Genomic DNA, 13,797 nt, shown 5'->3' on the forward strand with positions numbered 1-13,797 from the left:
TGCACGCATATCGCGGCTCATAGGCGTTTCTACTCTTTGCGGGTTATACGATCACGGATAGGAAACGCTACATCGAACACGCCAATTAGGCTGAACAAAAAGAACAACGGAGGAAACAACAGCAACAGCGCGATTCCGACAATCGGCAGCGTCTTGTTCCAACGATTCATATGCGCAACGAAAAACAGAAAAGAAATCGCTTGAATCGCGAATGCCGTGCTAAGCAAGGGCAGCAAATTCAAGACTACCGTAAACAGCGTCGATTCCATATCTTTCGTGAACAGTTCAAGCACAAGGGCCACGACGTAGATCCAGATGAATGATTTAGGCAGCTTCCAGTCTTTGATCGGACGGAACGCCGGAACCGACTCTCCTAACCGCACCAGGACGCGCCGCGTCACCGCATGCGAGATAACGGCATACAAGAGAGAGAACGTGATCATATACATCGGCAGCATTTGCACCGATAAATGAACGATGGTATCGATATCGACCCCCATAAGGCTTTTCATCTGCGGGGAGTACAGGTTGAATGAATCGATCATGAACCGTTTCATCGCGCCTACCGGATTCAAACCGAACAGGTGCGCGACGACCAAGCTGATCAACAGTTCGATCAGCAGCGTTACGGCTCCTGCGTTCAATACGGAACGAGCGGGAGCACGCTTTTTATACAAATTGCCCATCTGAATAACCGGAGGCAGCAAGAAGAGAGAAACCGATACGAGCATCGCTCCGATCCATCCGATTAGCAGAAATGAGACCAAGACGTAAACGATCGCCAAACTGGCCAAATAGTGAATCAAGAACGACTTCGTCCCTAATCGCACATACAGCACGAGGACCGGCACCAGCAGGAAAAAGAACGTCACCAAGTTGAGCAACGGCGCCATAAGCGATAAAAGCAATACGATATAAACGATGCTCCAACCGAGCATTCGCGGCTTTTGTGTTTCTTCCAACCCTTTCACCTCTTACGCAAATGATCTTCCAAAGCGGAGATATCGCCATACCATTCTTCCAACTGATGTCCTTCCTCACGGTGCTTCTTCATCTTATCGGTCACCGCTTCGTCGAGACTGCGCATCGAGATGCCGAGCCGGCGCCCCAAAATGTAACTACAGGCCACGAGGCTGGCCAATCCGTCGATAATTTTATGATGGCTGCCTTCCCAAATCCCCTTTAACAAATGAGCCATTTGATCGACCAATTCGGTCTTTAGCCATTCGATAATTTTGGCCCGCTTGGCCAAATCGACATCCTTATCCATAAACGACATGCCGCTTCTCCCCTTACACCGGGCGCTTTTGTTAATTATACCACATATTCTATGCCTTTTGTTCCGACTGCCACAGCTTGAAACAATAATCAATGATTTCCCTGCGTCGGATAATTCCGATGAACACCTCATTATCGTCGATGACCGGCACATAGTTCTGATTGGTCGCCAGCGTAATCAAATCCTGCATCTGCTGGTCGATGCGTACCGGTTTGATCGCCATATGCTGCGGCACCTCGGTGAGCTGAACTTTATGCGCGTTGTCAAATCCGATTTCAGGTGAGCGCTTTAGCTTCCAGAGCAGATCGCCTTCCGTGATCGTCCCGGCGTATTTGCCATGCTCATCGACTAGCGGAACGGCCGAATAGCGATGGTATTCCATCCGTTCCAACGCTTGCCGCATCGTAGAATGAGGGGATAAATAAATGACCTGATCCTTGGGTACTAAGAAAAAAGCGATATTCAATCGATCTCCCCAGCCTTTCTCTATCAATCGCGGACGCCGAAACCTCCGCCTGTTCATCATATCACGTTAGGCCCCTCGTTGAAAAATAACGGGAGCCATTCCGGCCCTTCATTTATGCCAATAATTTTCGCTCCCAGAAGCTGCCCGCTCCCTTTCTCTTGCCCTTCTGAAATTGCTTTCTGTGCGCTTCGCTTTGTACAATAAGGATCAGGAGATGATGTCATGTATCTATACACGGATCAAACGTACAACGAGGTGGACTTTAGCCATAAAGATTTGCGGGAAGGCGAACTGCGCGGCTGTACGTTTACGAAGTGCCGGTTTCGCGGAACGCGGATGGAGGAGGTGCTCACGAGCGGCAGCCAATTTATCGATTGCGATTTTTCCGGCGCGGCCTTGAACGCCTCGACGCATGAACGGAGCGCATTTACCAACTGCCGGTTTCAAAGCGCCAACCTGTTCGTCGCCAAATTTCAGGAATGCAAAATGGTCGGCTCCGACTTTACCGAAGCGAATTTGGACGGCATTACCATCCTGCGGGGGGACTGGTCTTATACGAGCTTACGACTCGTTCAATTATCCAAACAGCAGCTTCGCGGCGTTCGATTCGTCGAAGCCGATCTGTACGACGCCAAGCTTGATAAAGCGGACCTGCGTGACGCGGACCTCACCCGGGCCCACTTGGCGAAAGCAAGGCTGCAGGGCGCCGACCTGCGGGGGGCCGTGCTCGACGGCGTTGATTTCAAGAGCTTCGATATCAAGGGCGCTCGGCTGGATACGGCGCAAGCCATTGCTTTCGCCCGCTCCTATGGGGCGAAAGTCGACTAATATGCAGCGACGACAAAAAGACAGTCGGAAAACCGACTGTCTTTCGTTATACCAACGTTATTCCGTTGTGTATGGAAGCAAAGCCACTTGACGGGAGCGTTTGATCGCGATCGTCAAAGCGCGTTGATATTTCGCGGAAGTACCCGTTACACGACGAGGCAAAATTTTGCCGCGCTCGCTAATGAATTTCTTCAGCGTTTCGATATCTTTATAATCAATGTGCTTGATTTTGTTTACGGTGAAGTAACAAACTTTACGGCGCTTGCCGCCTTTTTTGCCACGACCGCTGAACTTTCTTTCGCCGCGCTCGCCGCGATCTTCAGAGCGTTCTCTTTTTTCGAATGCCATGTTGTTATCCTTCCTTTCTACGTTAGATTCATTCCAATCCGTTCCGCATTAGAACGGCAAATCATCATCGGAGATGTCAATCGGTCGACCGTCATCCTGGAACGGATCTTGGTTGTCGCGTGCTCCGCCGAAATTGCCACGGTTCCCGCCGTTGCCACTACCGCCGCCGCCATAATTTCCTCCGCCGCCCGTTGCCGGTCCGCCTTCTTCACGGTTAGCGCTGTTCGCCGATTCCAGGAAACGCACATTATCAGCAATGATTTCCGTCACGTATACGCGCCGTCCTTCATTGTTGTCGTAGTTGCGCACTTGAATGCGGCCTTCCACAGCGGCCAAACGACCTTTGCGAAGATAATTCGCGCAAGTCTCCGCCAGTTGACGCCAAGTGACGACCGGGATAAAATCAGCTTCCCGCTGGCCCCCTTGGTTAGAGAAAGGTCGATCTACCGCAAGCGTAAACTGGGTTACAGCCACACCTGCCGGGGTATAGCGCAGTTCAGGGTCACGTGTCAGTCTTCCGATCAGAATTACACGATTCAACATCCGCATTCCCTCCCGGATTAGCCGTTACACGGCATAAATTAAGCTACGTCTTTAACGATCATGTAACGAATGATTTCGTCGGAAATCTTCATTACGCGGTCAAGCTCGCTCACAACGTCATTGTTTGCGTTGAAATGCACCAACACATAATGACCGTCACGGAACTTGTTGATCTCATACGCAAGACGGCGCTTACCCATCAGGTCATGCTTCGTAATTTCGCCACCGTTGTTGATGATGTTTTGGAACTTCTCCACCGTAGCCTGAACAGCTTCCTGCTCAAGATCAGGACGGATGATGTACATTACTTCATATTTGCGCATGTTGTCACCTCCTTTTGGACTATGGCCCCTGAATCGGCTTGTACCGTCAGAAGCAAGGAGCGAGGAATGAGAAAGCTTAAGTCAAAACTCGCACCTAAATACTATAGCAAAAATGGTTCGGCAAAGCAAGCGGCATTCTTCGCCTAGAACCGACGTCTCTCTCCGACTTGGCAATAATTAAGCCTCATGGTTAGGGATTCGAACGGAAATTCTAATCTTACATCAACCAACAGGAGGTGACCACCTGTCATGGGTGAATGGAGTCAATTCCGTCCCGGCGATAAAGCCCCGAATGACGGCGAATATATGGAAGTCGGAGAAGATGCTTTTCACATGGGCATCAACGATCCGAAAATCATCAAGCTCAAGAAAGGCGAATCCTTTCCCGACACCAAAAATCATAACCGGAAATGGAAAAAAGTGTTCCGTGGTTAATTGCCAGGCCTCACCCCCGTTTGCGCTGCAGGCGGGGTTACCTTCAAACTATTTCGGCAAAGGAGTTTTTCCTATGAAATATAAAATCACGGCGATCTGTACAATCATCGGGGCCGCCTTATGTTTAGTTCATTACATCGGTCATGAATACGACCCGGTTTACCTGCTGTTCTATGCCCTAAGCGTTCCGGCATGGTTCTATCCGATTTTTACATATACGGATGTGAATCCGCTGCTGCTCTACGTCTTAACTACCCTTTCCTGGGCCGCTATCGGGTATGTCATTGATCGTTTTTCCATCTACCGCCAAGTTCGGCACCGTTAATGAGCCATTGCGCTGCGTTGCCGTTTCTCTGTCTAAAGCAAAAAAGGCTGTGCGTCGACGCCAGTCTTTTTCTTGCTGTTTGCTGTTTTCTCCGGCAGCATCCTTTTTGCTTGCGAGCATGTTCCCCACAAGTGATTAGAAATGGATCGAATTTTGCTGAATTTCAAAGAAATCGGGAGCATGATGATACTTTTTCCGCTTACATAGAGATTGGCTAAATCGAGAATTTCTTCTTCTTTATGTATAATTTCATCTTATACACATCGGCCCCGACTTTTCTGAGAGTGGAAAGTCATTATTCTACATGTATAAGGAGGAGTACTAATTTTGAAAGGACAACTGAATACTACCTGGTTTTCCAACACGCGGAGCGACATTTTATCCGGTATCACGGTCGCGTTGGCTTTAATTCCGGAGGCGATTGCGTTCTCCATTATCGCAGGTGTGGACCCGATGGTTGGACTCTACGCTTCGTTCTGTATCGCGGTCATTATTGCTTTCGTTGGCGGAAGACCCGGGATGATATCCGCGGCTACAGGCGCTATGGCCTTGCTGATGGTGAATCTCGTCAAGGATCATGGGATCGAATACTTGTTTGCGGCTACCGTGCTCGCCGGCATCTTGCAAATCCTTATGGGATTGTTTCGGTTAGGGCAGCTCGTCACGTTCGTTCCCCATTCGGTTATGACCGGATTCGTCAATGCGCTCGCCATCCTGATCTTTATGGCACAGCTGACCCATTTCGTCGGACAAAGCTGGATCATGTATGCCTTGGTGGCGCTTACGCTCGTCATCATTTACGTGCTGCCGCGATTCACCAAAGCAGTTCCGTCCGCCTTGGCAGCCATTATTGTCGTATCAGTCCTTACAATCGGACTCGGCCTGGATGTGAATACGGTTGGCGACATGGGGCGCATTTCAAGCTCTTTGCCGGTCTTCCACATTCCGCAAGTTATGTTTTCATTGGATACGCTCCGGATTATTTTACCCTACTCCATTTCGTTAGCTATCGTCGGTATTTTGGAATCGCTGCTTACCGCAACGATCATTGATGAGATGACCGATACAACCAGCGACAAGAATAGAGAAGTGAAAGGACAAGGCATCGCGAATATCGCCACCGGCTTTTTCGGCGGGATGGCCGGCTGTGCCATGATCGGGCAATCTGTAATAAACGTTAAATCCGGGGGCCGCACGAGATTGTCCACGTTAGTGGCCGGACTGTTTCTGCTCTTCCTCATTATCGTGCTGGGTGACGTCGTCAAGCAAATTCCGATGGCCGCGCTTGTCGGCGTTATGTTTATGGTATCGATCGGGACTTTTGACTGGGGCTACTTGCGCGAGATGAAGAAAATCCCGCGCACCGACACGTTCGTCATGATCGTCACGGTGGCGATTGTTGTTGCAACCCACGACTTATCCAAAGGCGTGTTTGCCGGCGTCGTGCTCAGTGCAGTCATATTTGCCTGGAAAATGGCCAAAATTCGCTCCGCCACTACTCTGCTGCCGGATGGCAGCATACTTTACAAGTTATCCGGCCAATTGTTCTTCGGGACGATGAATTCCTTCGTCGGTTTATTTCAATACCAGCAGGACCCGCATACGGTCCGGATCGATTTCTCCCAATCGCATGTATGGGATCACTCCGCCGTCACCGCCATCGGCAAAGTCGTTGCTAAATATGAACAACTGGATAAGAAAGTCGTCATTGTCGGATTAAATGAAGAAAGCCAGCGGCTCATTGACAAAGTCGGTCTAACCGCTTCATCCGGCGGACATTAAATCGAATAGGCGGAGTGTCAACCACCACCCCGCCCTCTCACCTCATACTGGTCATACACGAAACCCGCACGCTCTGCCAACAAGAGTGTGCGGGTTTATGTTTGTGCTCGAGTTCATCCACAGTATCGCCGTGATGGAATATCTCTGTTGTATATCCACATGTGAATAACTTAACTTCTTAGACGAGCCCCTTTCCTATTCGATATTTATCCACATGTGGATATCTTTTTGTTTTGGTTACAGCACAGCCCCCTTCCCCTCGGACGACACAGCTTATATTCCGCTTCCATGAAGTTCGACTCTTCCTTATTCCTCATTGGCTGCAGCATGATTTGTCTGCTCTTAGCTGCCATCACCTTTGTGCTTCTCGGGGGATTGTACCGCTTTATTTCGTTATCGTTCAACCTGGAGTTTCCCTATCCACCTTCAGACGCATCAGAGACGCGTTAGCGGCCCGCTTACGGGTTTATTCGCCCTTCTCAAGCAAATTATCAAACCGTACAAATATATTCCTTAGAAAGCGCTTTATAGGCGTTTACAACCGTCCTCGATTGCCCCGCTCATGTCGTAAAAGGCCATCATCAACATACGAAAAAGCCCTTCTACGTTAATCCGTAGAAGGGCTGTAATTGTTAATGTAAGTGGCGGAAAGAGTGGGATTCGAACCCACGCACGGCTTGCGCCGCCTAGCTGATTTCGAGTCAGCCCCCTTGGGCCTCTTGGGTACCTTTCCGCATTTCCAAAAGGGACAAGTAATATAATAGCACAGCACTTAAGAAAAATGCAAGCCATTTTAATAACTTTTTTTAATCCAATGTTTCTTTAGCTGCATCCCCGTGATCTTCAACGGCCGTTGAACGAAGCACCTTCTTCAGCTTGCTTTCAAATTTCGAGCGCGGTACAAGCACGCTATGTTTGCAGCCCACGCATTTGATTCGAATATCCATCCCCATCCGGATAATCTCCATCTCGTTGGTGCCGCACGGATGCGGCTTCTTCATTTGTACGACATCGCCCAGCTGATATTGTTTTCTCTCCATTTAGGTTCCGGCCGCCTCCTTTCGTTGATACGTTACGACCTTGGGATAAGGGATCTCAATTCCAGCGGCTTGAAATGCTTTCCTGATCGCCGCATTCAGCTCGCGGGATACGGCCACCTGCATGTTGGGCTTACATTCCCCCGTTACCCGCAAGGTCACCTCGGAAGCACCGAGCATATGTACCCCTAGTACCTCCGGCTCTTTCACCATATTTACGTTCGTTTCGTATACTTTATTTACCACTTCTTCCAATATACGCATCGCCTGATCGATGTCGGCTTCATAAGCGACAGATACATCAACAACGGCCAATGAGTTATACAGAGAGAAGTTCGTTACTTGATTGATCGTTCCGTTCGGTATAATATGTACCTCGCCTGTCCAACTCTTTAGACGCGTTACACGCAGTCCGATTTCCTCGACCGTACCTTTAAAAGCCCCGACTTGGATTACGTCCCCTACTGCAAACTGATCCTCGAAAATAATGAAAAAACCGGTAATCACATCTTTCACTAAACTCTGCGCACCGAAACCGATTGCAAGCCCGACAACGCCGGCGCCTGCCAGGACCGGGCCAAGATTGACGTTAAATTGGCTTAATATCATCAAGATCATGATGAAATTGACGACATACGTAACAATATTGCCGACCAGCTTGCCGATCGTCTTCGTACGCCGCGAGTCGAATTTCAACGGACTTTTTTCCCTGGCTGTCAATAAATGCTGAAGTCCTGAATTAGCCAATTTCACAACTAAACGTGCACCTATATAAATAAGAATGATTTTGAGAATGACCATGAATAAACCGATCCAAACTTCGGGATTGGATACATACTCCAGCAATTGGGTTTGCATGTGCATCCAGGTCTGCTTCCAATCCTTCAGAGCTGCTGCATCTGCTTGCAGCGATTGATGGATTTGAAACATAAGTAGCTCCCTCCTTGCTTAACTTATCGTAACATACATTCCATTCTTTTTGAAATAAATGCCTCGGATCTCAACCGACTCCGTTCGGATAATCTCCTGCACTTCGGCCAGCGCTTCAGCGGGAAATTCTAATGATAGCGCGCAGCCCGCCGTGATTTCTTTGGGAGTCGGACACATATCGTTCTCGATATTTGCGTATTCGAGCAGCATCTCCGCTCGCAATGCTTGCTGAGTCGAATCGAACGCCATCAGCATCATAGCAGCCGGCCTCCTTCTTGTTTAACCTTTTACTAGACTCGGTTGCTTCCCCCGTTACGGTCGATTCTTTTCCCAATACTACGTATAAAACGTTCCTACGATCCGTATACTAGTAACACTCTACTGATTCCAGATGTTGCTAGCCTTTCCAATCTTACTCCCCTAAGGAGGAACCTGTGATGAAACTGCCATTTTCCAAAGAGCCATCCCCAGACAAATCGAAAGAGCAAGTCCCAGCTGCTGCCATAAAAGTCATGCATTCCGAATCCAACTGCATAGAGCTCTTATCTGAAGCCTTATTTAAATTCATACAATCGGTTCCCGCCCACCAACCGATCGTCATTGTTTGTGTGGGTACCGATCGTTCGACTGGAGATTCACTGGGCCCTCTCGTCGGCACTCATTTAAAGAAGCTTCAATCGGAAGGTATTCATCTTTACGGTACCCTGGATCATCCCGTACATGCCATGAATCTCAGCGAAACATTAACGACGATCTACCAGCATTTTAATAATCCGTTTATTATTGCAATCGATGCTTGTCTGGGACAATTGACAAGTGTCGGCTGTATTCAGCTCGGCGATGGTCCTGTCAAACCGGGCGCGGGCGTTAATAAAGAGCTGCCTCCGGTAGGCAATATGCATGTAACAGGCATCGTGAACGTAGGCGGCTTCATGGAATACTTCGTCTTGCAGAACACGCGCTTGAGCCTCGTCATGGCGATGTCAGAAACGATTTCCAAAGCGATACACGCGGCACTTCTTATGAGACAGCGCTGGGTCCCTATTCCTTTAGTAAAGATCGATTGATCGCTTCTTTTTCTTCGGGTGATAGCGTATATTTCGATTGTCCTTGCTCAATCGGTTTCGCATAAACATACGTTTGCTCCCGGTTATGTATTCCGCTTAATACGACTCCGTTCTTTTGTTCATCAACAATTGCAACTGAGAAGCTAAGATCGCTGCCGCTCTCTGCAAAAGCATTGTATCGATAAATACCGACATGCGATTTCATACGGTTAAGATGCTCGCGAATTCGCTGAACCGTTTGATCGGCAGCCTCACTGCTTCGTTTCAAATCATTGTATTTCTGCTGCAGATCAATAATAATCTCTTCCATGTTCATACTGCCGGTACCATTAAGCATGGCCATATATTTTGTTCTCAGTTTATTCAGTTTGACCCATAGCGTGATGACGATGATCATAAATACAACCATGATTGCTGCGGCTGCTACGAATACAACCTCTACCGGAATAATCATCTTCGTTCCCCCATATGTATGTTTACGACTGCATATGCGCAGCTATTTCTTTCACGGCATCGATCAATTGGTCGATCTCACCCTCTGTCGTAAAACAACCGACGCTTGCTCTCACAGCCCCTCGCTCCAATGTACCGGCTATTTGATGAGCCAGCGGAGTGCAGTGATAACCGGATCGAACCGCGATTCCGAAGGATTGATCGAGTATGAAAGCAATTTCCGATGAATCGGATTGCGCGACGGTGAACGATACAATTCCTGTCTTATTTTGTCCCAGTTCCGGACCTAAAATTTGAACCCCATCAATTCCCATGAGCCCACTCATTAAACGCTGTGTCAATTGCCACTCGTGCTGATGAATCTTCTCCACCGTTTCCTTCTGAATCCACTTGATACCTTCGACCAATCCGGCGATTCCCACTGTATTCTGCGTGCCAGCTTCATAACGATCGGGACGGACGGTAGGCTGCTCGATTGCTTCTGACTGACTCCCTGTACCCCCATGAAGGAGCGGATCCAAATCAATGTCCGGATGAATATATAAGCCGCCAGTTCCTTGTGGTCCCAGCAGTCCCTTATGGCCGGGAAATGCCAGCATATCAATTCCCATCCGATTTACGTCAATATCGATAGTACCCGCAGTTTGTGCGGCATCTACCAGCAATTTCACTTGATGCTTACGGCAAATTTCAGCCATATCGGCAATTGGCAGGATGCTGCCAAGCAAATTCGAACTATGACTGCATACTACGAGCTTCGTTCTCGACGTTATTAGCGATACAAGATCGTCCGGGTTTAAGTTTCCTTGAGCATCCGTTTTCACATAGCTAACTTGTACACCTTTAGCTGCTTTCAAATATTCCAACGGACGACGAACAGAATTATGCTCGACCGCCGTGCAGATCACATGATCGCCCTCACGAACAAACCCTTTTATCGCCAGATTTAAAGCCATTGTCGTGTTCAATGCATAAGCGATATCGTTGGGATTTTTAATGTGGAACAGACGGGCCAACTGTTTTCTTCCTTCAAACAAAGTACGACTCGCCTTAACCGCTTTCTCGTGACTTCCTCTTCCCGGATTGGCCCCATACTCTTCCATGCACTCGACCATTGCCCGTACTACTTCCGGCGGTTTCGGCCATGACGATGCTGCATGATCCAAATAAATCGTCGACAAGTCCTCTCCTCCTCGATCTCCTGGTTTACCCTAATAACACAAATATAGCATACCTAGATGACCCTGACTTTATCAGGTTTGACCTGGTATGCTATATCATCGATTTGCTAAGACGTTTTCCCTTGTAACAGTTCGAGCAAACGATTCAGATCATCATTCGAGTAATATAACAATTCAATTTTACCTTTGTTATTGCTATGCCTGATTTTAACAGTGGTTCGATACATTTCTCTCAAATTTTCTTCAACTTGATCGATATAAGGATCTTTGCGTTTCGGTTTTTGTTTAGCCTTTTTCGTATCCGCTTTTTCTTCCAGTTTCTTCACTTCTTCTTCAAGCTCCCGAACGCTCCACTGTTCCTTGATCGCCGTATCGGCAAGCGCCTTAATTAGTTTCTTATCCTTTAAGGCCACAATAGCTTTCGCATGTCCCATGGATAATGTTCCACGTGAAACATATTGTTTAACCTCTTCGGGTAGCTGCAGCAAACGCAAAAAATTCGCAATATGAGACCGGCTCTTACCGACTTTTACTGAAAGCAGTTCTTGTGTTAAAGAAAATTGATCAATAAGAGCTTGATACGCAATTGCAATTTCCATTGCGTTTAAATCTTCTCGCTGAACGTTCTCAATTAACGCAATTTCCATAACCTGCTGATCCGTGAATTTTTTAATTACAGCAGGAATCGTAGGCAAGCCTGAAACCTGAGAAGCACGATAACGCCGCTCCCCTGCTATAATCTCATAACCTTTCAAGACGCTTCGAACAATGATAGGTTGAATAACACCATGCTCTTTGATCGATGAAGCTAATTCCTGTATCGTTTCATCGTTAAAATTCCGTCTTGGCTGATATGGATTCGGTCTCAGCTGTGAAAGTGGAATTTCTACTACTTTATCGTCATCATTGATGCTTAGTGCCGGCAAAAGCGCATCCAGCCCTTTCCCTAATCCAGCTTTCTTATTCAAATTGCAATCACTTCCTTCGCCAACTCCATGTACACTTCGGCGCCCTTCGATCGCGGATCGTAAGTAATGATCGACTGCCCGTGGCTCGGAGCTTCGCTTAATCTTACATTTCTAGGAATGATCGTTTGATAAACTTTTTGTTGGAAATATTTTTTCACTTCTTCAATCACTTGCATACCTAAATTAGTTCGGGCATCAAACATCGTCAGCAATACGCCTTCAATTTGCAAGGTCGTGTTCAAATGTTTCTGCACCAACCGTACCGTATTCAACAACTGGCTTAAACCTTCTAGCGCATAGTATTCACATTGAATAGGAATGATGACCGAATCGGCAGCCGTGAGGGAGTTCACCGTTAATATTCCAAGGGATGGAGGACAATCAATAAGAATATAATCGAATTGCTGTTTAACCAATTGCAACGATCTCTTCAAACGTACTTCCCTGGAAATGGTAGGTACCAGTTCGATTTCTGCTCCCGCTAATTGAATCGTCGCGGGAATGATCTTCAAATTTTCTATCGCCGTGTCAACCATTGCATCTTTCGGATGTACATCATTAATAAGCACATCGTAGATGCAATATTGAACATCCGCTTTGTTGACACCGATCCCACTAGTCGTGTTGCCTTGCGGATCAATATCCACAAGTAATACTTTTTTACCGAGAGACGCAAGTGATGCACCCAAATTAACGGACGTCGTCGTTTTGCCAACCCCACCCTTTTGGTTCGTGATGGCGATAATTTTAGACAAACCAATTCACCTCAAATAAATACTAGGATAGCCAAACATGTCACAACCGATTACGGTGAAAAAAAGATCATTGAAGAGTTGTGGGTACACTCCCCAATGATTCTACTTCGAACTATTCTATTTTATCGTTTCGGTATACGAATTACAATCTCATAGTGATCGTCGCGGTCATTCTCTTCCGTATTAATCGGCAATCCCGAAGACGTGACCATTTCGACCGATTGTCGGATTGTATTAAGCGCCAGACGAACGTCCTTCGAATACGAAATACGTTTCGCTTTATTTTTGATTTTGTCCGCCTCTTTTAAGAAGGCAATTCTTGTTTCCGTTTGCTTAACATTCAATTCCTTGGCGATTATTTCTTCTAACACTTTGACTTGAAGCTCATCGCTATCGAGAGACAATAAAGCTCTTGCATGACGCTCCGTAATTTTACGCTCCATTAGCGCGACTTTCACTGGTTCGCATAAATGCAGCAGCCTGATTTTGTTCGCAATCGTTGACTGACTTTTGCCAAGCCGCTGCGCTAAGCTCTCTTGTGTCAAGCTATGTAAGTCAATCAATTGTTGATAAGCGATAGCTTCCTCGATAGCGGTTAAGCCTTCCCGCTGCAGATTCTCAATCAAGGCGATAGATGCTGCTTGCGAATCGTTGAATTCGCGAATAATCGCCGGTATCGTTTCTAGACCGAGTTTCTTTACCGCACGCCAACGACGTTCCCCCGCGATCAATTCATACCGGTTGTTGCGGATCCTTAAAACAATCGGCTGAATGACGCCATGAGTTCTGATCGTTTGACATAGCTCTTCTATACGCTCATCGTCAAAAACAGTCCGAGGTTGATATGGACTAGGATCGATGTCTTGGACAGGAACATTTTTCACTTCATCTGACGAAGCTTTTTCGCTAAAACCAAACAATTTCGAGATATGTTCCTTCATACCGATAACCACCCGATCTTTTTAACAAAAAATGAAAGGTCTCTGTCTAATAAATATTCTCCAGCCACTAGTCAAATTCCTGCTAATAAAAGAAAGAACTTTCTTGTATGATTCTACAAAAAAAATGAGAAGGCAA

19 protein-coding genes and 1 tRNA gene are annotated in these 13,797 nt (G+C 47.2%); 5 read left to right on the forward strand and 15 right to left on the reverse strand.

What is annotated here, in order from left to right; genetic code table 11:
* Window positions 1-29: 29 nt before the first annotated feature.
* The 3 genes from JMF85_RS04470 to JMF85_RS04480 are packed head-to-tail and all read right to left on the reverse strand — an operon-like array spanning window position 30 to window position 1,745.
* Window positions 30-962: a DUF2232 domain-containing protein gene (locus JMF85_RS04470; protein WP_155615368.1), complete on the reverse strand. Its 933-nt coding sequence runs from the start codon at window positions 960-962 to the stop codon at window positions 30-32.
* A gap of 5 nt (window positions 963-967) precedes the next feature.
* A complete protein-coding gene (locus tag JMF85_RS04475; RefSeq protein WP_127605404.1) occupies window positions 968-1,270 on the reverse strand; it encodes a MazG-like family protein in 303 nt (100 codons plus the stop codon).
* Window positions 1,271-1,328: 58 nt separating this feature from the next.
* Window positions 1,329-1,745, reverse strand: coding sequence for a CBS domain-containing protein (locus JMF85_RS04480; protein ID WP_127605406.1), 417 nt, complete (start codon window positions 1,743-1,745; stop codon window positions 1,329-1,331).
* A gap of 222 nt (window positions 1,746-1,967) precedes the next feature.
* Between JMF85_RS04480 and JMF85_RS04485 the strand changes: the two genes are divergently transcribed.
* The gene (locus JMF85_RS04485; RefSeq protein ID WP_127605330.1) at window positions 1,968-2,573 is read left to right on the forward strand and encodes a pentapeptide repeat-containing protein; all 606 of its coding nucleotides are present in this window, start codon (window positions 1,968-1,970) and stop codon (window positions 2,571-2,573) included.
* Window positions 2,574-2,630: 57 nt separating this feature from the next.
* On the opposite strand, the gene rpsR is transcribed toward JMF85_RS04485, so the two are convergent.
* The 3 genes from rpsR to rpsF are packed head-to-tail and all read right to left on the reverse strand — an operon-like array spanning window position 2,631 to window position 3,787.
* Window positions 2,631-2,921 (reverse strand): 30S ribosomal protein S18, encoded by a 291-nt coding sequence (gene rpsR, locus JMF85_RS04490; RefSeq protein WP_127605332.1) that lies wholly within the window; start codon window positions 2,919-2,921, stop codon window positions 2,631-2,633.
* A 48-nt stretch (window positions 2,922-2,969) separates the two neighbouring features.
* On the reverse strand, window positions 2,970-3,464 hold the full coding sequence (ssb, locus tag JMF85_RS04495; RefSeq protein WP_054796111.1) for a single-stranded DNA-binding protein: 495 nt from the start codon (window positions 3,462-3,464) through the stop codon (window positions 2,970-2,972).
* Between the two features lie 38 nt (window positions 3,465-3,502).
* Window positions 3,503-3,787, reverse strand: coding sequence for a 30S ribosomal protein S6 (gene rpsF / locus JMF85_RS04500; RefSeq protein WP_054796110.1), 285 nt, complete (start codon window positions 3,785-3,787; stop codon window positions 3,503-3,505).
* Between the two features lie 249 nt (window positions 3,788-4,036).
* Here rpsF and JMF85_RS04505 point away from each other — a divergent pair, with 249 nt between their 5' ends.
* The 3 genes from JMF85_RS04505 to JMF85_RS04515 all read left to right on the forward strand — a co-directional run bounded on the left by JMF85_RS04505 (window position 4,037) and on the right by JMF85_RS04515 (window position 6,329).
* Window positions 4,037-4,222, forward strand: a complete 186-nt coding sequence (locus JMF85_RS04505; protein WP_127605334.1) for a YjzC family protein — start codon at window positions 4,037-4,039, stop codon at window positions 4,220-4,222.
* Between the two features lie 73 nt (window positions 4,223-4,295).
* Window positions 4,296-4,547 (forward strand): hypothetical protein, encoded by a 252-nt coding sequence (locus JMF85_RS04510; protein WP_054796138.1) that lies wholly within the window; start codon window positions 4,296-4,298, stop codon window positions 4,545-4,547.
* A 327-nt stretch (window positions 4,548-4,874) separates the two neighbouring features.
* Entirely contained in the window at window positions 4,875-6,329 is a 1,455-nt protein-coding gene (locus JMF85_RS04515; RefSeq protein WP_141336311.1) for a SulP family inorganic anion transporter, read from the forward strand.
* Between the two features lie 642 nt (window positions 6,330-6,971).
* On the opposite strand, the gene JMF85_RS04520 is transcribed toward JMF85_RS04515, so the two are convergent.
* The 4 genes from JMF85_RS04520 to JMF85_RS04535 form a co-directional block, all read right to left on the reverse strand.
* Window positions 6,972-7,062: transfer RNA gene (locus tag JMF85_RS04520), tRNA-Ser, on the reverse strand.
* A 73-nt stretch (window positions 7,063-7,135) separates the two neighbouring features.
* Window positions 7,136-7,369, reverse strand: coding sequence for a DUF951 domain-containing protein (locus JMF85_RS04525; RefSeq protein ID WP_201317826.1), 234 nt, complete (start codon window positions 7,367-7,369; stop codon window positions 7,136-7,138).
* On the reverse strand, window positions 7,370-8,296 hold the full coding sequence (locus JMF85_RS04530) for a mechanosensitive ion channel family protein (protein ID WP_127605338.1): 927 nt from the start codon (window positions 8,294-8,296) through the stop codon (window positions 7,370-7,372).
* 18 nt (window positions 8,297-8,314) lie between these two features.
* The gene (locus JMF85_RS04535; protein WP_054796106.1) at window positions 8,315-8,554 is read right to left on the reverse strand and encodes a putative Se/S carrier protein; all 240 of its coding nucleotides are present in this window, start codon (window positions 8,552-8,554) and stop codon (window positions 8,315-8,317) included.
* A gap of 179 nt (window positions 8,555-8,733) precedes the next feature.
* Between JMF85_RS04535 and yyaC the strand changes: the two genes are divergently transcribed.
* The gene (gene yyaC, locus JMF85_RS04540) at window positions 8,734-9,363 is read left to right on the forward strand and encodes a spore protease YyaC (protein ID WP_201317827.1); all 630 of its coding nucleotides are present in this window, start codon (window positions 8,734-8,736) and stop codon (window positions 9,361-9,363) included.
* Here yyaC and JMF85_RS04545 read toward each other — a convergent pair.
* The 5 genes from JMF85_RS04545 to noc form a co-directional block, all read right to left on the reverse strand.
* The gene (locus JMF85_RS04545; RefSeq protein WP_127605344.1) at window positions 9,338-9,817 is read right to left on the reverse strand and encodes a DUF4446 family protein; all 480 of its coding nucleotides are present in this window, start codon (window positions 9,815-9,817) and stop codon (window positions 9,338-9,340) included. The genes yyaC and JMF85_RS04545 overlap by 26 nt on opposite strands.
* 22 nt (window positions 9,818-9,839) lie before the next feature.
* Window positions 9,840-10,997, reverse strand: coding sequence for an aminotransferase class V-fold PLP-dependent enzyme (locus JMF85_RS04550; RefSeq protein ID WP_201317828.1), 1,158 nt, complete (start codon window positions 10,995-10,997; stop codon window positions 9,840-9,842).
* Window positions 10,998-11,104: 107 nt separating this feature from the next.
* Window positions 11,105-11,965, reverse strand: coding sequence for a ParB/RepB/Spo0J family partition protein (locus JMF85_RS04555; protein ID WP_141336315.1), 861 nt, complete (start codon window positions 11,963-11,965; stop codon window positions 11,105-11,107).
* Window positions 11,962-12,720, reverse strand: coding sequence for a ParA family protein (locus JMF85_RS04560; RefSeq protein WP_127605348.1), 759 nt, complete (start codon window positions 12,718-12,720; stop codon window positions 11,962-11,964). Before JMF85_RS04560 ends, JMF85_RS04555 begins: the two co-directional genes overlap by 4 nt.
* A 122-nt stretch (window positions 12,721-12,842) precedes the next feature.
* The gene (gene noc, locus JMF85_RS04565; RefSeq protein ID WP_127605350.1) at window positions 12,843-13,661 is read right to left on the reverse strand and encodes a nucleoid occlusion protein; all 819 of its coding nucleotides are present in this window, start codon (window positions 13,659-13,661) and stop codon (window positions 12,843-12,845) included.
* Window positions 13,662-13,797 lie beyond the last annotated feature (136 nt).

The organism is Paenibacillus sp. EPM92 (genome assembly GCF_016586185.1).
Taxonomy (GTDB): domain Bacteria; phylum Bacillota; class Bacilli; order Paenibacillales; family NBRC-103111; genus Paenibacillus_G; species Paenibacillus_G validus.

Bases quoted from the DNA above. Each gene is read 5' to 3' on its own strand.
- JMF85_RS04475 (WP_127605404.1), bottom strand. From the start codon at position 1,270: ATGGATAAGGATGTCGATTTGGCCAAGCGGGCCAAAATTATCGAATGG.
- JMF85_RS04485 (WP_127605330.1), top strand. From the start codon at position 1,968: ATGTATCTATACACGGATCAAACGTACAACGAGGTGGACTTTAGCCAT.
- rpsR (WP_127605332.1), bottom strand. From the start codon at position 2,921: ATGGCATTCGAAAAAAGAGAACGCTCTGAAGATCGCGGCGAGCGCGGC.
- ssb (WP_054796111.1), bottom strand. From the start codon at position 3,464: ATGTTGAATCGTGTAATTCTGATCGGAAGACTGACACGTGACCCTGAA.
- rpsF (WP_054796110.1), bottom strand. From the start codon at position 3,787: ATGCGCAAATATGAAGTAATGTACATCATCCGTCCTGATCTTGAGCAG.
- JMF85_RS04505 (WP_127605334.1), top strand. From the start codon at position 4,037: ATGGGTGAATGGAGTCAATTCCGTCCCGGCGATAAAGCCCCGAATGAC.
- JMF85_RS04510 (WP_054796138.1), top strand. From the start codon at position 4,296: ATGAAATATAAAATCACGGCGATCTGTACAATCATCGGGGCCGCCTTA.
- JMF85_RS04525 (WP_201317826.1), bottom strand. From the start codon at position 7,369: ATGGAGAGAAAACAATATCAGCTGGGCGATGTCGTACAAATGAAGAAG.
- JMF85_RS04530 (WP_127605338.1), bottom strand. From the start codon at position 8,296: ATGTTTCAAATCCATCAATCGCTGCAAGCAGATGCAGCAGCTCTGAAG.
- JMF85_RS04535 (WP_054796106.1), bottom strand. From the start codon at position 8,554: ATGATGCTGATGGCGTTCGATTCGACTCAGCAAGCATTGCGAGCGGAG.
- yyaC (WP_201317827.1), top strand. From the start codon at position 8,734: ATGAAACTGCCATTTTCCAAAGAGCCATCCCCAGACAAATCGAAAGAG.
- JMF85_RS04545 (WP_127605344.1), bottom strand. From the start codon at position 9,817: ATGATTATTCCGGTAGAGGTTGTATTCGTAGCAGCCGCAGCAATCATG.
- noc (WP_127605350.1), bottom strand. From the start codon at position 13,661: ATGAAGGAACATATCTCGAAATTGTTTGGTTTTAGCGAAAAAGCTTCG.